This window comes from Acidimicrobiales bacterium (assembly GCA_022452145.1).
Lineage (GTDB): Bacteria > Actinomycetota > Acidimicrobiia > Acidimicrobiales > MedAcidi-G1 > UBA9410.
The window spans coordinates 1-20245 of record JAKURY010000001.1; the positions used below are offsets into that span (position 1 = coordinate 1).

Sequence of the window (20245 nt, forward strand, 5' to 3'; positions counted from 1 at the left end):
CCCTGCGCGATGCCCTAGCCGAGATCGGCCAGGACGTGGGGACCTGATCCGGGCGGTCAGCCGCCTGTCGACAGGCCCCTGATCTTCTCGGCCACGTACTCCACGAAGAAGCCCTCGTAGCGGGCCTGCACCTCGGGCAGGCGCCAGTCCTCACCGGTGACCGTGCCGCGGCACAGCGCGGCGCCGCAGCAGCACTGCAGGCGGTAGTCGTCTGTGCGGTCCATGGCGTAGTCGTGGCAGAGTTCCTCGTCTACGGCTATGTCCCTCATCGCCACGTATACGACCTGGCCCCGGAAGCCCACGTTGGCGTCGCACGAGTGGTTGATGCGGATGGCCGTCTCGTCCACCTCGGCGGCCGTACGAGGCGAGAGGTACAGGTCGTCGTGGATCTGGAGGCTCTGGTCGCCGATCTCGGCGGTCAGCCGGAACACCTCCTCACGGTCCACGATGTGCCCGGCCTTGACGGCCACGATCCGGCCGGCCGGTATGGGCTCTACTGCGAACACCCCGAGCCCGGCGACCGCACCGTCCCGGACCTCGATGCCGGGGGAGCGCCAGCTCCGGATGGGCGGCACGGTCCTTCTCCGTTCAGTCGCCTGCGGCGTCGCGGTCGGCGAGGCCCAGGTAGGCGGGTCCCTCCCCGCCGCCGTGGACCTCGACGCTCGTGCCGGTTACCCAGCGTGCCAGCGGTGATGCCAGCACCAGGCACATGTCTGCCACCTCGGCCGGGTCCCCGAGGCGTCTCATGGCCAGGTTCTCGGCTATGGCGGCCCGACCGGCGGCATCTCCGTAGAACCGCTCCGACTCCTCGGTCAGGATCAGGCCGACCGTGACGGTGACCACGCGGACCTCCGGGCCCCACTCGTGCGCCAGGGTCCGGCCCATGTTCTCCAGCCCGGCCTTGGCCGCCCCGTAGGCCACCCCACCGGGGTTGGGACGGCTTCCGCTGACCGACGAGATGTTGAGGATCACGCCACCGCCCGCAGGGTTCGACGGGTCGACCATGGCCCGCCGGGCCGCCTGGCTGAACGTCATCGGCCCCGTCAGGTTCAGGGCCAGGATCTTCTCGTTGAAGCGGGGCGAGACCGTGGCCGAGTCGGCCGGGGGCGCTCCACCGGCGTTGTTCACCAGAACGTCGAGGCGACCGGCGGATTCGAAGGCGGCGGCCACCGCGGCGGCAACCTGGTCGGCATCACGCACGTCGGCGGCCACGAACGCAGCGGGTCGCTCCCCGTCGGACGAGGTGATGGGGGAGTCGGGTGCGTTCCGGGCGCAGACGAGTACGTCGGCGCCGGCATCCAGGAAGGTCCGCGCTATGACGCGGCCCAGGCCGCGGGTTCCGCCGGTCACGATCACTGACATCCCGGTGAAGTCGAGGGGATCGGCAGGGGACCGGGTTTTGCTCACGGCAGGCACGCTACCCGTGACGCCGACTGGCGTCCGTTCCGGTCGCCGAGAGGTCGGTCGTACACGGTGGCGTGACCGATTCCACTTTCTGACACTCCGTCAGGGCTGGCCGTCAGGTTCTACCTCGCCTACCGTCGGGCCCGTGCCGGACAAGTTGATGACAGAGGACGACGTCGTCGCGCAGCTCGAGGACTCCATGACCATCGGCATCGGTGGTTGGGGGTCGCGACGCAAGCCCATGTCGCTGGTCCGGGCGATCGCCCGCTCCAGCCTGGAGGACCTGACGATCGTCAGCTACGGCGGGCCCGACATCGGCATCCTGTGTGCCACCGGCAAGGTCCGTAGGGCCGTGTACGGCTTCGTCTCGCTGGACTCGATACCCCTGGAGCCGCACTTCCGACAGGCCCGCCAGCAGGGCACCATCCAGTTCACCGAGTTGGACGAGGGAGCCTTCTACCTGGGCCTGCTGGCCGCCGCCCACCGGGTGCCCTTCTACCCGACACGGGCCGGCCTGGGCAGCGACATGCTGACCATGAACCCCGAACTGCGGACCGTCGCCTCGCCGTACCCGGACGCCGACGGCAGCTCCGAGGAGTTCGTGGCCATCCCGGCCCTGCGACCTGACGTCTCGCTGATCCACATGAACCGGGCCGACGCCGGCGGAAACGGGCAGTTCCTCGGGCCCGACCTCTACTTCGACGACCTGTTCGCCAAGGCGGCCGACCGTACCTTCATGTCCTGCGAGAAGGTCGTCGCCACCGAGGCGCTGCTGGACGAGGGGACGTTCCACACGCTGAAGATCCCCCGGCTCTTCGTGGACGGCGTTGTCGAGGCACCCCGGGGAGCGCACTTCACCGAGTGCCCTCCCGACTACGAGCGGGACGAGGCCTTCCAACGCGAGTATGCGGCGACTGCCCGGGATCCCGAGGCCTGGGCGGCATTCGCCGACCGGTTCGTACACGCGCCCAGCCACGCCGAGTACCTGCACAGGGTGGACGAGCGGGCCGCCGAGCGTGACGCCGAGGGGGCCGCCCCGTGAGCGCCGGGACCGATCCGGCCACCCTCGACGAGGTCTGCGTGGTGGCCATAGCCGAGGCCTTCCGCGGCGACGGCGAGATCCTCTGCAATCCGATAGGCACCACGCCGATCATCGGCGGTCGGCTGGCACGGGCCACCTTCGAACCCGACATGGTCATGACCGACACGGTGGCGTTCCTGGTGGCCAACACCCTGCCCGTCGGCGATGCCGGCGCCGAGCGCCTCATCGAGGCGTGGATGCCCTACCGGGACATCTTCGACCTGCTCTGGTCCGGCCGGCGCCACGTGGTCATGGGAGCCAGCCAGATCGACGCCCGTGGCAACCAGAATCTGGCCGCCATCGGCGACTGGCGGAGGCCTAGGGCCCAGCTGCTGGGCCTGCGCGGTGCGCCCGGCAACCTGGTCAACCACGTCACCAGCTACTGGGTGCCCAACCACTCTCCCAGGACGTTCGTGCCATCCGTCGACGTGGTATCGGGCCCGGGCTACGACCGGGTGGCGGGCCTCTCGGCCGCCGTCCGGGCCAACCACGAGGTCCGCCGCGTCGTCTCGAACCTGGGCGTGTTCGACTTCGCCAACGACGAGCGGCGCATGCAGGTCGTGTCCGTCCACCCCGGCGTCACCGTCGACCAGGTTGTGGAGGCCACCGGGTTCGAGCTGGTCCTGCCAGAGGTGGTCGACGAGACCCCCCGGCCCACGGACGAGGAGCTCAGGCTCATACGCGAGGTCATCGACCCCCAGGGCCTCCGCAGGGCCGAGTTCGGCGGCTGAGGCCAGCTATGACCGACCCGACGCCCACGGCGCCCGACCGTCGCCTCCACACCCGGTTCTGCGACCTGGTCGGCGTCCGACACCCGATCGTCCAGACCGGCATGGGCTGGGTGGCCGGGTCGCGCCTCACGGCTGCCACGGCCCGGGCGGGTGGCCTCGGCATCATCGCCGCCGCACCCATGACCTTCGACCAGATGGTCACCGCCATCGACGAGGTCCGGGCGGCAACCACTGAGCCGTTCGGGGTGAACCTCCGTTCCGACGCCGGCGACATCGACCGCCGGGTGGAGCACCTCATCACCGCCGAGGTGCGGGTGGCGTCCTTCGCACAGGCGCCCGACCGCCGCACCGTGGACCGCCTCCGGTCGGCCGGCGTGGTCGTCATACCCACCATCGGTGCCCGCCGCCACGCCGAGAAGGTCGCAGAGTGGGGCGTGGACGCCGTCATAGCGCAGGGCGCCGAGGGGGGAGGGCACACCGGCGTCGTACCAACCTCGCTGCTGATAGGTGAGGTGCTCGACGCCATCGACCTGCCGGTCATCGCCGCCGGCGGGTTCATCGACGGCCGGGGCCTGGCAGCGGCGCTGGCCTGGGGCGCCGACGCCGTGGCCATGGGCACCCGGTTCCTGCTCACCAGCGACAGCGACGTGCCGGACTCCATCAAGGCCATCTACCTGGCCACCCCGGTGACCGGAACGGTGGTCACCCGTGCCGTGGACGGCGCCCCGCAGCGCGTGGTCGCCACGCCTATGGTCGAGCGGCTCGAGCGTTCACGGCTGTTCGCCTTCCCCAGGGCGGCCCGCAACGCCCTGCGCTTCCGCAGCCTGACCGGCACGCCGATGCGCGAGCTTCTGGCCGAGGGGCTCCGGATGAAGCGCAGCGGGGACCTGACGTGGGGGCAGGTGGCCATGGCCGCCAACGCCCCGATGCTCACCCGGGCCACCATGGTCGACGGCCATCCCGAGGTGGGCATCCTGCCCACCGGCCAGGGGGTCGGCTCGATAGACGAGCTACCCAGCTGTGCCGAGCTGATCGGTCGCACGGTGGCCGAGGCCAGCGCCGCACTGGATCGCCTCTGCGGGCCGGCGGGGTAGCCGGTGGACCTCCGCTTCACCGGTACCCAACAGGAGTTCCGTGCCGAGGTGCGCGGCTGGCTGGCCGAGAACATCCCGACCACGCCGCTGCCGCCCATGGACACACCCGAGGGGTTCGAACGACACCGCGGGTGGGAGCGGGTGCTCCACGAGGCCGGCTGGTCGGTCGTGGCGTGGCCCGAGGCCTACGGCGGCCGTGGCGCCGACCTCGTCGAGTGGCTGATCTTCGAGGAGGAGTACTACCGGTCCGGCGCCCCGGGTCGGGTCAACACCAACGGCATCTCCCTGCTCGGACCCACCCTGTTCGCCTACGGGACCGACGCCCAGAAGGACCGCTTCCTGCCCCCGATGGCCTCCGGAGCCGAGATCTGGGCCCAGGCCTGGTCCGAGCCGAACGCCGGAAGCGACCTGGCGTCGATCACCACCAGGGGAGTCCGGGACGGGGAGTGGTTTGTCCTGGACGGCCAGAAGACCTGGTGTTCTCGCGGAGCGTGGGCCGACTGGCTGTTCTGCATCGTTCGCACCGATCCGACGTCGGAACGCCACCGCGGCCTCTCGTACCTGCTGGTACCGGCTGACTCCGAAGGCCTCGAGCGCCGGCCGGTGGGCCGCCTGGACGGCGAGCCCGCCTTCGCCGAGCTGTTCTTCGACGGCTGCCGTGTGCACGAGTCCAACCTCCTGGGTGACGAGGGGCAGGGATGGAACGTGGCCATGGCGACAACGTCCAGCGAACGTGGGCTGAACCTCCGGGCGCCAGGCCGGTTCCTGGCCACCGCCGACCGCCTCACCGGGCTCTACCGGGAGCTCGTCGAGGCCGGCACCGCCGACGAGGGCCTGCTGGACGAGGTGGTCCTGGCCTGGACCGGTGCCCAGGCGTACCGGTGGCAGACCTACCGCACGGCGGCCCGGCTCATGGGGGGCGGCGAACTGGGGTCGGCCTCCTCGATGATGAAGGTCTTCTGGTCGGAACTGGACGTCGAGCTGCACGCCACGGCGCTCCGGCTGCTCGGCGACCGGGGCGAGCTCGTCGCCGCTGCCCCCGATGCCGTGGACGGGGGCTCGTGGATGTCTGGCTACCTGTTCGCCCTCTCGGGACCGATCTACGCCGGCACCAACGAGATCCAGCGCAACATCATCGCCGAGCGGGTGCTCGGCCTCCCCCGGAAGTGACGGCGGGGTAGCACGATGGACGCCACCTTCTCCGAGGACCAGCGCCTCTTCGCCGAGACGCTGCGGGGCATCCTCGCCGCCGACTGTCCACCAGAGGCGGTCCGCGCCTCCTGGGACGACCCAGATGGCGGGGTTCCGGGTCTCTGGGAGATCCTGGGTGGAACCGGCGTGCTTGGCCTGACGGTGCCCGATTCCCACGACGGCCTGGGCATGGGCGAGGTCGACCTGGTGCTCCTGCTGGAGGAACTGGGCCGTGCCGCCTGTCCCGAGCCGGTGGCCGAGCACGTGGCCGTAGCCGTGCCGCTCCTCCGGGACCACGGATCGGCGGCGCTGAGAGACGAGTGGCTGGGCCGCGCGGCCTCGGGCGAGGTCGTCCTGACGGCGGCCTCTCCCGTCGACGACCTGGTGCTGGCCGCCGGACGGGCCGACCTGTCGCTGCTGGGGGCCGACGGCGCCCTGTACGCCGTGCCTGCCGACCGGATGGCCTGCACTGGACAGGAGAGCGTGGACTCCTCCCGGCGCCTCGCACGCGTCGACTGGACCCCGTCGGCCGACACCCTCCTCTCCGACGATCCGGCCGTGGTCGACGGGTGGCTGGACCGCGGGGCGTGGGCGGCTGCCGCCCAGGCCGTCGGCGTGGCCCAGAGGCTCCTGGACATGACGGTGGCCTACGTCGCCGACCGGGAGCAGTTCGGCCACGCGGTGGGAGCCAACCAGGCGGTCAAGCACCACTGTGCGAACGTGGCCATCGACCTGGAGTTCGCCCGGCCCATGGTGCAGGTGGCGGCCTGGTCCCTGGCGGGCGGCGAGAGCCCCACCGACGGTGGGTCGGTCTCGATCGACGTCTCGATGGCCAAGTCGCTGGCCTCGGATGCCTTGGACCGGGCCTGTCGGATCGCCCTGCAGTGCCACGGTGCCATCGGCTACACGATCGAGTACGACCTCCAGTTGTGGCTGAAGCGGGGGTGGGCTCTGGCCGCCTCCTGGGGTGACAGTCGACTGCACCGGCGGCGTATCGCCGCCGGGCTGGGTCTCTCGGCTGGTCGATCGGCCTGACCGGTCGGCGCAGGTCAGCACCGGACGGTGGATGAGCCGCCAGACTGCAGCCCCATGAGCGATCGGAGCAGGGACACGGCAGCCACCCGTCCAGCCGGCCTGGGCCTCGCCGACGAGGTCCGGGCCCTCATCGCCGACGTGAACCGGTCGTCGCCTGACGTCGACGCCCTGGAGGCGGCCAGGGCACACGTGGCGGCGGCCCGGGCCGCACTGGAGTCGCCGGATCGCCGGCGCTGGTACGAGGTGCCGGTCTCCGAGATAGACGACGACCTGGCCGTCCGGTTGCGCGAGGAGACAGGTGACCACAGCCTCTACCGGGGCGGCCGCAACCCCTTGGCCCCACCGCTACGGGTCTCGACGGGCGTGGACTCCGACGGTGAACCCGTGGTGGTCGGCGAGGTCCGCCTGGACAGGTCCAGGGAGGGGCCACCGGCCCGGGCCCACGGTGGGCTGGTGGCCGGCATCTTCGACGACGTCCTCAGCGGCGTCCCGTGGCTGGTCGACGCCGGACCGGTGGTTACGGGACGGTTGTCCATCCGCTACCGGCGACCCACCCCGTTGGACGTCGACCTCCGGTTCGAGGCCCGGGTGGTCAGGCAGTCGGGCCGTCGCCTGGTCGCCAGGGCCCGGTGCCTGGCGCCGACGACCGATGGCGGGACGGAGGTAACCGCCGAGGCCGAGGCCCTGTTCGTGGCCATCCCCGGGCGGGCCCAGGAGGGCGCCGACGACCCGGCGGACGGAGCGTGAGCGGGGTGGCAGGGGTGGCCGGCGTGCCGCCGACCATCTGCTTCTTGTGCACGGGCAACGCGGCCCGCTCGGTGATGGCCCGGGCCATGTTCGCGGACCGTGCCCCCGATTACCGGGCGGTCGGCGCAGGCACCCTCGTCCTGGAGGGATTGCCGATGAGCCAGCGCACCCGCAGTGCCCTGGCCGACCACGGCCTGGCCGACCCCGACCACCGCAGCAGGCAGTTCGGTACCGAGCACGTCGCGGTCGACCTGGTGGTCGCCATGGAGCCCGGCCACGTGGCCTGGATCCGTCGCCACCATCCGGCCGTGGCGGCCCGCACCGCCACCCTGTCCCGCCTGGTGCGGGACCTTCCGGCAGGAGGTCCGTTGGCGGAACGCGTCGCCTCGCTGGGCCTCTTCGCCGTCGAGGTGGAGGACTGGGAGGAGGTGGTCGACCCTGCCGCCGGCGACCAGGCCGACTTCGATGCCTGCGCGGCCACCCTCGACGACCTGGTCGGCCGGCTGGTCGACCGGCTGGGATCCGCGTGCTGAACACCCGACGGATGCCGCCCCATCGTCGGGACGGCTTCGTGGTTGCCGCCGCCTGCTTCCTCATCGGGGTCACCTTCGGGGTCTTCGCCGACAGCACCGGCCTGAGCCTCGGACAGGCCTTGGCGCTCTCCCTGTTGACCTTCACCGGAGCCTCACAGTTCGCCGCGGTGTCGGTGGTGGCCGCGGGTGGCACGACGGTCGCAGCCGTGGGTGGTGCCCTGCTGATCGGTGCCCGCAACGCCCTATACGGACCGGTGGTCGCCCCGCTGTTGCGCGGCGGGCGCGTCCGTCGGGCCCTGGCGGCCCACTTCGTCATCGATGAGACCACGGCGGTGGCCAGCGCCCAGGTGGGCACCGACCGGTCGAGGGATGCCTTCTGGTTCACCGGGCTGTGGCTCTTCGCATTCTGGAACGTCGGCACGGTCCTGGGCGTGGTGGTCGGCGGGGCCTTCGAGGATCCGGGAGTCCTCGGTCTGGATGCGGCGTTCCCTGCGGCGTTCGTGGCCATGCTGGCCCCCCACCTCCGGACCCGCCCCGGACTGGTGGCGGCGATCGGCGGGGGGGCGATCGCTCTGGTCGCCGTGCCGACCACGGCTGCCGGCGTCCCCATGCTGCTGGCAGCCCTGGCCGTCCTGCCCGGATTGTGGATCCACCGGCGTGGTGGCTCGGCCCCGGGGCCCGACGAGTGGGCGGCGCCGTGACCTGGACGGCCGTCCTGGTGATCTCGGGAGGTGCCTACCTCTTCAAACTGGTCGGCGTGATGGCCGGGAACCGGTTCGCCGTGGCCCTCGAGCCGGTGGCCGCGCTGGTGCCACCGGCTCTCTTCTCGGCGATCATCGTGATCATGACGGTGGCCGACGGTCCGTCGATCGTCGTCGATGCCCGCCTCGTCGGCGTCGGGCTGGCAGCCGTGGCCGTCTGGCGGCGTGCCCCTTTCGTCGTCGTCGTTGTGGTGGCCATGGCGGCCACCGCACTGGTCCGCCTGCTGGTCTGAGGGCATGCCAGCCTGAGTTGCGACTGCTGGCCTGGGGAGCGACCGTCGGCCTGACGCCACCGGGACGCCCGTCACTGACCTGATGGTCGGGTCCCTCTAGGTTCGGGTCGTGACGCGGTCCGAACCACACCCTGACGGAACCCCCGAGCTGACGGGCGTGTCGGCCTCGGTCCGGAGGTCCCTGCTCCTGCCCCGACCCCGTTGGCGCGGGGTGATGCACCGGGCGGCCGTTCCGTCGACCGTGGTGGCCGGCATCTGGCTGGTGGCCCGGGCCCCGGCGGGCGCCGACCGGGTAGGTGCGGCGATCTTCGCGGGCGGAGCCCTGCTGATGTTCGTGGCCAGCAGCCTGGTCCACCTCAGGCGCTGGTCGATCCCGGTCTGGGAGGTGCTCTTCCGCTTCGACCACGCGGCGATCTTCCTACTCATCGCCACCAGCGCCACGCCCGTCGGCATCAGCGCACTCAGCGGCCGGTCGGCCACCCTGCTCCTCTGGGCGGTCTGGATAGGGGCGGGCATCGGCGTCGGCCTACGACTGCTTCCGTTCCATCCGCCTAAGGGGCTCATGAACTCGCTGTTCCTGGGCCTCGGCTGGGTGCCGATCGTGGTCGCGCCGGACCTCTTCCGGGCGCTGGAACCGGTGGGCATCTTCCTGGTGGTGGTGGAGGGCCTCCTCTACAGCGGTGGTGCCTTGATGCTCGGTGCCCAGTGGCCTGATCCGTCGCCCCGAGTGTTCGGGTACCACGAGGTCTGGCACACCCTGGTGACCGCCGCGGTGGCGGTCCACTTCGTTCTGGTTGCCATCATCCTGGGCTGACCGGAGCGGCGCTGGCCACGGCGGTACGGTCGACGCCGTGATCGGCCGGTCCAACGTCCACCACCAGCGGTCGTGGCTACCGGTGGCTTGCCTCCTGTTGGCAGTGGTCGTGCTGGGAGCGGGCTGTGGTGCTGACCGGGTGACCGATCCGGCCCGGGCCACCACGTGCGCCGAGCTGGTGGATGCCGGTCGGGCCTCCGCTGAGCAGGTCCTGGAACGGCTCGGCGACCGGACGCTGGCCGAACTGGAGGCCGATGATCCGTCCAGGCCGTTCGGCCTCCTCGACCCGCTACTCCGGCCGGGTGTGTTCGCCTCGCGGGCCGTTGACCTGGGCTGTGGCGAGAACGAGTTGGCCGACCTGGCCTGCACCGCCTACCAGGGCCTCTCCCACCTGGCTAGGAGCGACGTCGCACGCGCCTATCTGGATCCCTACTTCGCCGCCTGCGACTGACCCTCAGCCGGCCTCCGGGCGTCCGGCTCGGCCCCAGCCTTTTCGCCGGGCAACCTCTTCGTGCCGTCTCGTCAGGCCGCGCGGGCATACGGGATACTGGCCGGCATGGTTGATGTACCGGTGACCGGCGACGGTGGTGCGGACGACTGGCGGCCCCTGCTGGACGACCTCGAGGACCGTCGGCGGACCGCCCGGTCCATGGGCGGGTCCGAGAAGGTCGCCCGCCGCCGCGACTCCGGCAGCCTCGACGCCCGGGCCCGGATCGGGCACCTCCTGGACCCGGGATCGTTCGTCGAGCTCGGAACGCTCGTCGGCCGGGTGCCGGCCGACGGCCTGGTGGCCGGTTCGGGGGAAATCGAGGGTCGACCGGTCATGGTCGGCGCCGAGGACTTCACCGTGCTGGGCGGATCCATCGGTGCCGGCAGCTCGGCGAAGCGGTTCCGCATCAGCGAGCTGGCCGAGCTGGACCGCATCCCGCTGGTCATGCTGCTCGAGGGTGCCGGCCACCGACCGCCGTTGCCCGACGAGCCGGAGCCGGGTCGGGCACCCACCGACCTGATCCAGCAGGCGCGGCTCTCCGGCCGGGTGCCGCTGGTGACAGGGGTACTCGGGGCATCGGCAGGGCACGGGGCGCTCGTGGCACCCATGTCGGACTTTTCTGTCATGACGCTCGACGCCAGCATCTTCACCGCAGGACCGCCGGTGGTGAAGGCTTCGTTGGGCGAGGAGGTGTCCACTCGCGACCTGGGTGGTCCCGAGGTGGCCGTCGCCAGCGGCCTGATCCACAACGTGGCCGCCGACGACCGCTCCGCCCTGGACGACCTCCGGACCTACCTTTCGTACTTTCCGAGCAGTGCCTGGTCCCACCCACCCCGACGCGAGGGCGGGGACACGGGACCGCGCAGGCTGGACGAACTCCTCGACATCGTGCCCCGTGACTCCTCGATGGCCTACGACGTGCGGGGGGTGGTCAGTGCGCTGGTCGACGACGGCCGGTTCTTCCAGGTCCAGCCGGGCTTCGGTGACTCGATGGTCTGCGCCCTGGCCCACCTCGGGGGCGAGCCGGTGGCCGTGGTGGCCAACCAGCCCCTGGTCCTGGCGGGTGCTATCGACGTTGACGCCGCTGAGAAGGCCGCACACTTCGTGACGGTGGCCGACTCGTTCCACCTGCCGCTGGTCTTCCTGACCGACAACCCGGGAATGCTGGCCGGTGCGGCCTCGGAGCGGGCCGGCATCCTGCGGGCCGGTGCCCGGATGTTCGCCGCCCAGACCCAGGCACGGACGGTCAAGCTCCAGGTGGCCCTGCGCAAGGCATACGGCTTCGGGTCGCTGGCCATGTCGATGGTGTCGTTCGACAGTCAGACGGCCTCCTACGCCTTGCCCGGGGTGACGCTGGGTGCCATGGGCTCCCGTGGGGCCGCCGACGCCGTGGGAGCCGACGCAGGGACCGCCGAGGCGTTCCGCGAGGCCGAGGTCCGGGCCGTCTACCGGTCGGCGGGCCGTCTCGGGTTCGACGAGGTGATCGACCCTAGGGACCTCCGCAACGTGTTGCTGGCCGGCCTCGGCCGCGGCCTCTCACGCCGACAGGTGGCCCCGGAACCGGCCGCCCGGGTGGCCATAACCCCCTGACGCGCCGAGGCGATGACTAGTCGTGCCAGCGATGGGCGAGAATGCGGTCGCTGATCGGTCCCGACGGTGGCAGGCTGCGGGAGTTCTCCCGAGTTCCCCGACTGGAGCCCCACCTTGTCCACCGAACGCCTGTCCCGTCGCATCAGCGCCATCGCCGAGTCGGCCACCATGGCCGTCGACGCCAGGGCCAAGGCCCTCAAGGCGGCCGGCCAGCCGATCATCGGCTTCGGTGCCGGCGAGCCCGACTTCGCCACACCGCAGCACATAGTCGAGGCGGCCGTGGCTGCATGCATGGATCCGGCCAACCACAAGTACACGCCGGCCGGCGGCCTTCCGGCACTCAGGGAGGCGCTGGTCGAAAAGACCGAGCGGGACTCCGCCTGGCGACCGGAGGCCTCCCAGGTACTGGTGACCAACGGCGGCAAGCACGCCGTGTACAACACCTGCGCGGCTCTGCTGAACCCCGGTGACGAGGTCCTGCTGCCCGGCCCCTACTGGACCACCTACCCGGAGTCCATTGCCCTGGCCGGTGGGACGACGGTGGTCCTCCCGACCGACACCGCCTCCGGATTCAGGGTCACAGTCGACCAGCTGGAGGATGCGCGTACGCCGAACACCAAGGCGCTCATGTTCGTGTCGCCCTCCAACCCGACCGGTGCCGTGTACCCGGCCGACGAGATCACGGCCATCGGCAGGTGGGCCGTCGAACATGGCATCTGGGTCATCGCCGACGAGATCTACGAGCACCTCACCTACGACGACAACGTCCACCACTCGATGCGGGCCCTGGTTCCGGAGATCGCCGACAACTTCGTGGCGGTCAACGGCGTAGCCAAGACGTACGCCATGACCGGCTGGAGGGTCGGCTGGATGATCGGTCCGGACGACCTCATCAGGGCCGCCGGCAACCTGCAGTCCCACGGCACGAGCAACGTGGCCAACGTCTCCCAGCGGGCCGCCCTGGCCGCGGTGTCAGGCGACCTGATGGCCGTAGACGAGATGAGGGCGTCGTTCGACCGTCGCCGTCGCCGGATGACCGAGATGCTGAGGGCCATCGACGGCGTGGACCTGCTCAACCCGCAGGGCGCCTTCTACGCCTTCCCGGACCTCACGGCCTTCCTGGGCCGCAAGGTCGGCGGGCGGGTGGCGTCCACCACCTCGGAGTTGGCCACGATCATCCTGGAGGAGGCCAAGGTGGCAATCGTGCCCGGTGAGGCGTTCGGAGCCCCCGGCTACGCCCGCCTCTCGTTCGCCCTGGGCGACGACGACCTTGGCGAGGGCCTGACACGCGTGGGCGACCTGCTGAACGCCTGAGGCCCGGCCTACTACATGATTCCGGTCCGCACATACGGGAGCTGGTCCTCGCCGATTACCGCGGAGGTGGTGGTGGCCGGCGCGGTCGGCCTCGGCGAGGTGGTGGTCGACGGCGACGACGTCTGGTGGGCCGAGTCCCGACCCGACGAGGGGGGACGCACCGTGGTGGTACGTCGCTCCAGCGACGGTTCCGTCGCCGACATGGTGCCGGCGGGGGTCGACGTGCGGACCGGTGTCCACGAGTACGGCGGGGGAGCCTGGTGGGTGGCCGATGGGGTGCTCGTCCACTCGGACCGGTCCGACGAGCGCCTCTACCGGCGGGGCGCCGACGGAGACCCCGTGGCCCTCACCCGTCCTCCAGCCGGTCGGCGGGCACTGCGCTACGCCGATGGCCGCATCACCCCCGACGGCCGGTGGTACGTGTGCGTCCGAGAGTCGCACGCCACCGGCGAGGGACACGCCGATCCCTCCAACGAGCTGGTCGCCGTAGCCATGGACGGGTCACTACGGGTCGAGGTGCTCGTCAGCGGTCCCGACTTCGTGGCGTCTCCGCGGATCTCGCCGGATGGCCGCCGGTTGGCGTGGATCCAGTGGGACCACCCCGACCTTCCCTGGGACGACACCGAACTCTGGGCGGCCGACCTGTTCGTCGACCCGGATACGTGCAGCCTGTCCGGAAGCCGGTGCCTGGGCGCCGAGGGCGAGTCGTTCTTCCAACCCGAATGGCACCCCGACGGCGTGCTGCACGTGGTCACCGACCGGGATGGCTGGTGGCACCTCTACGGGGTCGACCCGGTGGACGCGGCATTCCACCAACTCACCTCGGGGGAATTCGAGATCGCCACCCCGCAGTGGGTGTTCGGCCTGGCGCGCTACGCCTTCGCCGGGGACGACATCTGGTTCGCACGACGGGAGGCGGGAGCCGACCACCTAGCCGTGCTAGGACCCGACGGCACCCTGGACCAGGCCCCGCTGCCCATGGGTGGCGGACCGACCACCTCCGTCGGGTCGGTGGTGACGACCGGCGACGGGATCGTGGCGGTGGCCGCCGGCTGGACCACCGAGCCGACCCTGGTCGCGGTGGACAGGGCCGGATTCCGGGTCCTGCGTGCGCCGCGGGACCTCGGGCTGGACCCTGGCTGGTTCCCGCAGCCCGAGGCGCTCACCTTCCCCACGTCGGGTGGCGAGGTGGCGCACGCCGTCATCCACCCGCCGACCAACCCCGACCACGTGGGGCCGGAAGGCGAGGCCCCTCCGTTGCTGGTGCTGGCCCACGGCGGTCCGACCGGCTCGGTCCGGACCCAACTCCAGCTGGCCGTCGCCTACTGGACCAGCCGGGGCTTCGCCGTGGCCGATGTCGACTACCGGGGGTCCACCGGGTACGGCCGTACCTACCGCCACCGCCTGCGGGGCGGCTGGGGGGTACTGGACGTGGACGACTGTGTGGCCGTAGCCAGCCACCTGGTCGACACCGGCCGGGTCGACGGCGACCGCCTGGCCATCAAGGGTGGGAGCGCCGGGGGCTTCACCGTGCTGGCAGCGCTGACCTTCCACGACGTCTTCACCGCCGGCGCCAGCCGCTACGGGGTCGCCGACCTGGCCGCCCTGGCCGCAGACACCCACAAGTTCGAGGCCCGCTACCTGGATCGCCTGGTCGGCCGGTGGCCGGAAGACGAGGCCGTCTACCGGGAGCGGTCGCCCATCCACCACGTGGATCGCCTGTCCACCCCGATCCTGCTGCTCCAGGGCTCCGAGGATGCCGTGGTTCCCCCCGCCCAGGCACACCTCATGGCCAATGCCCTGAAGCGCCAGGGCGTGCCGTTCGCCCTCATCGAGTTCCCAGACGAGGGCCACGGGTTCCGCAGGGCCGCCAACGTGGTCCGTGCGCTGGAGGCCGAGCTGTCGTTCTTCGCCGACCGCTTCGGGTTCGAACCCGCCGACGACCTGCCACCCCTGGCCGTGGAGGACGGCGGCGTCTGAGCGGCCCAAACGGCCCGGGCGTGGATAAGCGGGTTGTAGCCGGGCCGACCGGGTCGTCTACACTGGTTCCCGATGCGACCTGTTCTCGACCTCCTGCTGCTGACCTAGGGCGAACGCCCCACATACGCGTTCGCCCGAACCTCCTGCGCCCACCGGGCCAGGAGGTTCTTCGGTTTTCGGGAACCGTCCGACGGAGGGGACCCGCAGCCGGAACGAGACCACCGCACCCACCACACCAGAACCAGAAACGGAACCAGTCATGAGCGAGCAGACGAAGACCGATCGGGTGATCATCTTCGACACCACCCTCCGCGACGGCGAGCAGTCGCCGGGCATCTCCCTGGACGTGGGGGAGAAGCTGGAGATCGCCGAGCAGCTGGCCCGCCTGGGCGTCGACTACATAGAGGCCGGGTTCCCGATCGCCAGCCAGGGCGACTTCGAGGCCGTCCATGCAATCGCCTCATCCATCGAGGGTCCGACCATCTGCGGGCTCTCCCGCACCGCCCACAAGGACATCGACCGGTGCTGGGAGGCCATCGAGCCGGCGGCCAGCCGACGGATACACATATTCATCGCAACCAGCCCGACACACATGGAGTTCAAGCTCAAGATGAGCCCGGCCCAGGTGCTTGCCGAGGCTGCCTCGGCGGTGTCGCGGGCGCGGGAGTACAACGACGACGTCGAGTTCAGCCCCGAGGATGCCTCCCGCTCGGACTTCGACTTCATGTGCGACGTGCTCCAGGCGGCCATCGACAGCGGTGCCGGGACGCTGAACATCCCGGACACCGTGGGCTTCGCAACGCCAGTCGAGTGGGCCGAACGCATCCGAGCGATCCGGGCGCGGGTGAGCGGTGACTACGTGATCTCCACGCACTGCCACAACGACCTGGGCCTCGCCGTGGCCAACTCACTGGCCGCCGTGCAGGCCGGTGCCCGCCAGGTTGAGTGCACCATCAACGGCATCGGCGAGCGGGCCGGCAACGCGGCCATGGAGGAGATCGTCATGGCCATCAACACCCGTCCTGACACCTACGTCGACCTCCGGGTGGACATTCGGACCGAGGAGTTGGCGAAGTCCAGTCGGCTCGTCAGCCGGCTCACCGGCTACCCGGTCCAGTACAACAAGGCGGTGGTGGGCCGCAACGCATTCGCCCACGAGGCGGGCATCCACCAGCACGGCATGCTGAACGAACGCACCACCTACGAGATCATGGACCCGGCGGCTGTCGGTCAGGGCGAGACCAAGCTGGTGCTGGGCAAGCACTCGGGCCGGGCGGCGTTCCGCGACGCCCTCCAGAAGCTGGGCCACGACATCCACGGCGACGCACTCAACTCGGCCTTCACCAGGTTCAAGGAGCTGGCCGATCGCAAGGTACAGCTCAACGACGCAGACCTTGAGGCTCTGGCCATCGAGGAGATCGGCGGCCGCGTCGAGCACGTCTACGAGTTCGTGAGCCTCGACGTACGGGGTGGCACCGCCAGCACCCCGACGGCCGACCTGGTGATGAGGGTGGCCGGCGAGGAGGTCGCGGTCACCTGCGAGGGCGACGGGATGGTCGACGCCTCCTGTTCGGCCGTCAAGGTCGCAACCGGCGCCGAGGGTCGGATGACCGACTACAACGTCACCTCGGTGACCGGCGGCGTCGATGCCCTGGCCGACGTGGCGCTCACCTTCGAGGGCAGCGACGGCGTGAAGGTGTCCGGGCGGGGCCTGTCCACGGACGTGGTGGAGGCGTCGACCCGGGCGTTCATCGGGGCGCTCAACAAGATCGCCCGGATCCGCGAGTCTGGCGAGGATCCCAACGCCGTGGACCGCCCCGGCCACCTCGGCTGAGCGGCATCGGCCGGTTCATAGGGAGAACCGGGCGACCGTTAGTTTGAGCCCTATGGCGGTGGATACGGGTGACGAGGGCTACGACGCGTTCCCCCTCCGGTCGTTCCTCGGCTTCGACATCGACGACGGGGTCGACGGCGAGGCCGTGGCCACGCTGGACGTCGACGACCGGCACCTCAACCCGAACGGGGTCGTCCACGGGGGCGTGGTGTTCACCTTGGCCGACACGGCGATGGGTCGGGCCACCTTGTCGGTGCTGGGCGACGGACATGTCTGCGCCTCGATCGAGGTGTCGGTCCGCTACCTGCGTCCCATCACCGGTGGCCGCCTGATGGCCGCCGCCCGGGTGCTGCGGGCGGGGCGCCGGATCGTGCACCTGGAGGGCCGTGTCACCGTCGACGGTGACGACCGTCCGGCGGCCGTGTTCCAGGCTTCGTTCGCGGTGCTGGAATCCTGAACCCGTTCTGGGTCAGTTCCAGGGTCCTGCCAGCAGGTCGACGACCTGGCGGCGGGCCAGGTCCTCCAGGGCGTTCTCCTGGAGGCGCTGGCGAGAGTACGACCACAGGCCGGTGCCGATGACCAGCGTGCGCTGGATGGGCTGCACGTAGCCGCCGTCCGGCCAGCAGACCACCACGTCGACGTCGGCGGGGATGGCGTCCCGGTCGACCCCGAACTCCTCGGCCCACCAGTGGGCGTCGTCGCGGGGCATCAGGTCGCACCAGTGGTCCTTCATGGCTGCGTCCACGCCACGTTCGCAGAACATGACCACCGGGCCGCCCATCATCTCCAGGCGTGTCGCCTCGTCGGCCAGCTCGGCCGGGTCCACCTCGGGGCACGGTGGCACCGGCCCGGCGCCCGGCTCGTCGGCGTGGTCGATGCGACCCACCTCGGTGAGGCTGTCGTCGCCCACCTTCAGGACCACCGCTCCGTTCTGGTCGGACGACCAGTCGTTGAAGGGCAGCACGGCCAGGTCCTTCCAGGCCAGGAACGCCCGGTGGTCCCACTCGACGCTGCTGTGGCCGCCCCCCATGGACCAGGTGGCCAGGTCGCGTGGGGCGTCCAGGTCGGAGACGTCGAAGAGGGTGACCTTGGTGCCGGTGGTGCGGCCCTCGTCGGTGGCCTCCTGGCCGATGCCCAGCACCCGGTCGGATCCGATCGGATGGAGGTAGCCGCTGTAGCCGGTGATCTTCAGTTCGCCCCGCACGGTCGGAGCCGTCGGGTCCGACAGGTCCACGGTGTAGAAGGGATCGGTCTGGCGGAAGGTCACCACGTAGGCGACGTCGCCCGCGTAGCGCACGGCGAAGATCCGCTCGCCCCGGCCCATGTCGCCCACCTGGCCGACCACGTCGAGGGTTGCGTCGTTGCGAGCCAGCACGGTCACCATCGACTCGGCGTCCTCGTCGAAGCGCCACGGTCCGCCGGTGGTGGTGGCCACCCGCAGGTGGCCGGCGTGCTCGGACATGGAGAACTGGTTCAGGAGGTGGCCCGGCACCTCGCCCGATGCCGTGTAGGTGGTGGCGGACGGGTCGGTCACGTCGAACTGGTGGACGGCGGTGTCCCAGTTGTCGTTCCACCACCGCATCCGGGACTCGTCTTCCATCTCCTCAGGGTCGACCCAGGCGTTGGTCGTCACGTACAGGTTCTCGTGCCCGGCGTAGACGGTGCTTCCCTCGGCCAGCACGGCGGTGGTGGCCGGCGCGGCCAGCGACCCGTCCAGCGGCACGGTAAGCACCGAGAGGGTCGAGAAGCCCGCGAAGTCCACCGGTCGGGACACGTCGGTGCAGGCGTTCAGTGGTCCCTCGGCGACCGTCCCGCCGCCCGACTCCAGGACGAAGTCGGGCATCCAGTCCGCCAGCACCGTCTCGGCCACCACCTCGCGGTTGAACCTTTCGGCACGCTCCTCGCCGGTCGGGCTGGCCGGATAGACGAAAGGCAGCTCGCTCGGCGTGGAGACCACGACGACGCGGGCCGAGCCTCCCACCACACGGCTGGAGACGTGGCGGCCCTGGACGGTCAGCACGTTGGCGATGCGGAGGTCGGACGGATCGGAGAGGTCCACCTCGATCACGCTGGTCAGCGGGCTCCACGTCCCGGGAGGGGAGAGGCGTGAGAGGGCTGGTGACGGGCCGGCGGCAGCAGGTTCGTCCGGCTCGTCGCCGTAGGGCTCGATCCCATGACCCTCGTCCAAGTGGGTGTCGGCGATGAGGAAGGCCCGGTCACCGGCCAGCAGCAGGTCGCGGCTCCAGTGTCCCTCCAGGCGCAGCGTGCCGGTCAGCACCGCGGTCGGACCGGACACGTCCACGTGGTGGAGGTAGTCGTCCTCGACGACCACGATCCGCCGGCCGTCGGTCTTGATGATGTCGGGCTCGTCGATGCCCGCTTCCTGGACGTTCGTCCCCGAGTAGTCGACGCCCTCCTCCATGGAGCGGGCGATGCCCCCAGCGGGGGCTGATATGCCACCGTCGTCTCCCGCCATGACCGTGGTCGTCATCTCGGCCATCTCGAGCATGACGGGACCGCCGAACCAGCCACCGCCCAGGCCGTACGGGCCGACCCGCTCTACCGCCTCAGCCTGGAGGTGCCTGAGCAGGTCGTCGCACGCCGTGAACGGAACCAGGCCGGCGGTCAGCTCGGTGCCCGACACGTCCACCACCCCGGTCGTCGTTGGGCCGGTGGTGGACACCACCCTCGGCTCACCCGAACGGCCGAGTTCTCCGGTGTCCGAGCCGCATCCGGCGGCCAGGGTGGCCAGGGTGGCCAGTACCGCGCCGGCCAGCCGGTGGCGCGGGCTTCGTCGCATCGGGGTCAGGCCGCCGTCATGCCGTGGTTGGCATCCAGGCCGGTCGGGTGGCCTCGAAGCCGGCGATGTCGTCCTCGTGGCGTAGCGAGATCCCGATGTCGTCCAGTCCTTCCAGGTACCGCTCACGGGTGGCAGAGTCCATCGGGAACGAGCAGGAGATTCCGGCGTCGGGAGCCTCCAACGTCAGGTTGGCCACGTCCACGGTGACCACCAGGTCGGGGTCGGCCTCCACGGCGTCCAGCAGCGCCTCTCCCACCTCGGGGGTCACCTGCACGGGTACCAGGCCGTTCTTGGTGCAGTTGTTCCTGAAGATGTCGGCGAACCGCGGCGACACCACGGCGCCGAACCCGTACTGCTGGATGGCCCACACTGCGTGCTCGCGTGACGAGCCGGTGCCGAAGTTGGGGCCGGCCACGAGCACCACGGCGTCGGTGTAGCGCTCGTCGTTCAGGACGAAGTTGCGGTCGTCGCGCCATTCCGAGAAGAGGCCCTTCTCGAAGCCGGTGCGTTCCACGCGCTTCAGCCAGTCGCTGGGGATGATCTGGTCGGTGTCGACGTCCGAGCGACGCAGTGGCGCCGCCGTGCCCGAGACGATCTGTACGGCTTCCATGAT

20 protein-coding genes are annotated in these 20245 nt (G+C 70.8%); 16 read left to right on the plus strand and 4 right to left on the minus strand.

Annotated elements, in window-relative coordinates:
• Positions 1-56: 56 nt before the first annotated feature.
• Entirely contained in the window at positions 57-575 is a 519-nt protein-coding gene (locus tag MK177_00005) for an SET domain-containing protein-lysine N-methyltransferase (GenBank protein MCH2425701.1), read from the minus strand.
• Between the two features lie 13 nt (positions 576-588).
• A complete protein-coding gene (locus MK177_00010; protein MCH2425702.1) occupies positions 589-1407 on the minus strand; it encodes an SDR family oxidoreductase in 819 nt (272 codons plus the stop codon).
• Positions 1408-1549: 142 nt separating this feature from the next.
• On the opposite strand from MK177_00010, the gene MK177_00015 reads away from it, so the two are divergent.
• The 16 genes from MK177_00015 to MK177_00090 all read left to right on the plus strand — a co-directional run bounded on the left by MK177_00015 (position 1550) and on the right by MK177_00090 (position 17289).
• Positions 1550-2446 carry an acyl CoA--acetate/3-ketoacid CoA transferase subunit alpha gene (locus tag MK177_00015; GenBank protein MCH2425703.1) on the plus strand — a complete coding sequence of 299 codons (897 nt, stop codon included), beginning with the start codon at positions 1550-1552 and terminating at the stop codon, positions 2444-2446.
• Positions 2443-3216: a CoA-transferase gene (locus tag MK177_00020; GenBank protein ID MCH2425704.1), complete on the plus strand. Its 774-nt coding sequence runs from the start codon at positions 2443-2445 to the stop codon at positions 3214-3216. The genes MK177_00015 and MK177_00020 overlap by 4 nt, the downstream gene beginning before the upstream one ends.
• A gap of 8 nt (positions 3217-3224) precedes the next feature.
• Positions 3225-4310: a nitronate monooxygenase gene (locus tag MK177_00025; protein ID MCH2425705.1), complete on the plus strand. Its 1086-nt coding sequence runs from the start codon at positions 3225-3227 to the stop codon at positions 4308-4310.
• A 3-nt stretch (positions 4311-4313) separates the two neighbouring features.
• On the plus strand, positions 4314-5480 hold the full coding sequence (locus tag MK177_00030; protein ID MCH2425706.1) for an acyl-CoA dehydrogenase family protein: 1167 nt from the start codon (positions 4314-4316) through the stop codon (positions 5478-5480).
• A 15-nt stretch (positions 5481-5495) separates the two neighbouring features.
• Positions 5496-6536 (plus strand): acyl-CoA/acyl-ACP dehydrogenase, encoded by a 1041-nt coding sequence (locus tag MK177_00035; protein ID MCH2425707.1) that lies wholly within the window; start codon positions 5496-5498, stop codon positions 6534-6536.
• Positions 6537-6590: 54 nt separating this feature from the next.
• On the plus strand, positions 6591-7283 hold the full coding sequence (locus tag MK177_00040; protein ID MCH2425708.1) for a PaaI family thioesterase: 693 nt from the start codon (positions 6591-6593) through the stop codon (positions 7281-7283).
• On the plus strand, positions 7280-7816 hold the full coding sequence (locus tag MK177_00045) for a low molecular weight phosphatase family protein (GenBank protein ID MCH2425709.1): 537 nt from the start codon (positions 7280-7282) through the stop codon (positions 7814-7816). Before MK177_00040 ends, MK177_00045 begins: the two co-directional genes overlap by 4 nt.
• Positions 7810-8517 (plus strand): AzlC family ABC transporter permease, encoded by a 708-nt coding sequence (locus MK177_00050; GenBank protein ID MCH2425710.1) that lies wholly within the window; start codon positions 7810-7812, stop codon positions 8515-8517. Before MK177_00045 ends, MK177_00050 begins: the two co-directional genes overlap by 7 nt.
• The gene (locus MK177_00055; GenBank protein ID MCH2425711.1) at positions 8514-8810 is read left to right on the plus strand and encodes a hypothetical protein; all 297 of its coding nucleotides are present in this window, start codon (positions 8514-8516) and stop codon (positions 8808-8810) included. The genes MK177_00050 and MK177_00055 overlap by 4 nt, the downstream gene beginning before the upstream one ends.
• Before the next feature lie 109 nt (positions 8811-8919).
• Positions 8920-9624: a hemolysin III family protein gene (locus tag MK177_00060; protein MCH2425712.1), complete on the plus strand. Its 705-nt coding sequence runs from the start codon at positions 8920-8922 to the stop codon at positions 9622-9624.
• 37 nt (positions 9625-9661) lie between these two features.
• Positions 9662-10075, plus strand: a complete 414-nt coding sequence (locus MK177_00065) for a hypothetical protein (protein MCH2425713.1) — start codon at positions 9662-9664, stop codon at positions 10073-10075.
• Positions 10076-10180: 105 nt separating this feature from the next.
• Positions 10181-11704, plus strand: a complete 1524-nt coding sequence (locus MK177_00070) for a hypothetical protein (GenBank protein ID MCH2425714.1) — start codon at positions 10181-10183, stop codon at positions 11702-11704.
• Between the two features lie 114 nt (positions 11705-11818).
• Positions 11819-13018: a pyridoxal phosphate-dependent aminotransferase gene (locus MK177_00075; GenBank protein MCH2425715.1), complete on the plus strand. Its 1200-nt coding sequence runs from the start codon at positions 11819-11821 to the stop codon at positions 13016-13018.
• 72 nt (positions 13019-13090) lie between these two features.
• Positions 13091-14998, plus strand: coding sequence for a S9 family peptidase (locus MK177_00080; protein ID MCH2425716.1), 1908 nt, complete (start codon positions 13091-13093; stop codon positions 14996-14998).
• A 259-nt stretch (positions 14999-15257) separates the two neighbouring features.
• Positions 15258-16832 carry a 2-isopropylmalate synthase gene (locus MK177_00085; GenBank protein MCH2425717.1) on the plus strand — a complete coding sequence of 525 codons (1575 nt, stop codon included), beginning with the start codon at positions 15258-15260 and terminating at the stop codon, positions 16830-16832.
• A 52-nt stretch (positions 16833-16884) separates the two neighbouring features.
• Positions 16885-17289, plus strand: a complete 405-nt coding sequence (locus MK177_00090; GenBank protein ID MCH2425718.1) for a PaaI family thioesterase — start codon at positions 16885-16887, stop codon at positions 17287-17289.
• A 12-nt stretch (positions 17290-17301) separates the two neighbouring features.
• Here MK177_00090 and MK177_00095 read toward each other — a convergent pair whose 3' ends face one another.
• On the minus strand, positions 17302-19632 hold the full coding sequence (locus MK177_00095; GenBank protein ID MCH2425719.1) for a beta-propeller domain-containing protein: 2331 nt from the start codon (positions 19630-19632) through the stop codon (positions 17302-17304).
• A 16-nt stretch (positions 19633-19648) separates the two neighbouring features.
• Positions 19649-20242, minus strand: coding sequence for a 3-isopropylmalate dehydratase small subunit (leuD, locus tag MK177_00100; protein MCH2425720.1), 594 nt, complete (start codon positions 20240-20242; stop codon positions 19649-19651).
• Positions 20243-20245 lie beyond the last annotated feature (3 nt).

Bases quoted from the DNA above. Each gene is read 5' to 3' on its own strand.
- MK177_00025 (MCH2425705.1), top strand. From the start codon at position 3,225: ATGACCGACCCGACGCCCACGGCGCCCGACCGTCGCCTCCACACCCGG.
- MK177_00035 (MCH2425707.1), top strand. From the start codon at position 5,496: ATGGACGCCACCTTCTCCGAGGACCAGCGCCTCTTCGCCGAGACGCTG.
- MK177_00040 (MCH2425708.1), top strand. From the start codon at position 6,591: ATGAGCGATCGGAGCAGGGACACGGCAGCCACCCGTCCAGCCGGCCTG.
- MK177_00070 (MCH2425714.1), top strand. From the start codon at position 10,181: ATGGTTGATGTACCGGTGACCGGCGACGGTGGTGCGGACGACTGGCGG.
- MK177_00085 (MCH2425717.1), top strand. From the start codon at position 15,258: ATGAGCGAGCAGACGAAGACCGATCGGGTGATCATCTTCGACACCACC.
- MK177_00090 (MCH2425718.1), top strand. From the start codon at position 16,885: ATGGCGGTGGATACGGGTGACGAGGGCTACGACGCGTTCCCCCTCCGG.
- MK177_00095 (MCH2425719.1), bottom strand. From the start codon at position 19,632: ATGCGACGAAGCCCGCGCCACCGGCTGGCCGGCGCGGTACTGGCCACC.
- leuD (MCH2425720.1), bottom strand. From the start codon at position 20,242: ATGGAAGCCGTACAGATCGTCTCGGGCACGGCGGCGCCACTGCGTCGC.